The organism is Telluria sp. AZSoR62 (assembly GCF_058111565.1).
Map to the genome: position 1 here is coordinate 1 of NZ_JBYTST010000309.1, position 271 is coordinate 271.

Annotated in this window: 1 protein-coding gene; it reads left to right on the forward strand. The window is 56.8% G+C overall.

Annotation, left to right across the window (positions count from 1 at the left end):
* The coding region (locus tag AC3XQU_RS23925) for an aminotransferase class III-fold pyridoxal phosphate-dependent enzyme (protein ID WP_489876619.1) at positions 1-271 on the forward strand (271 nt) is incomplete at both ends.

The window sequence follows — 271 nt, forward strand, 5'->3', positions numbered from 1 at the left end:
GCAAACGGTTACGTGCCCGAAAACGCTGCAGGACTCGACGCGCGGACACGAGATCTCATCAGGCGTAGAGCAGATGTTCTCGGCCCGGCATCGCCGTTGATGTATCGAAATCCGGTGGAAATCGTTCGAGCACAGGGACTTCGGCTCTACGATCGTGACGGTACGTCGTACCTCGACATGTACAACAATGTCGCGAGCGTGGGACACTCGCACCCCAAGGTCGTCGACGCCGTGCGTAGACAGATCGCTGAATTGAACACTCACACAAGAT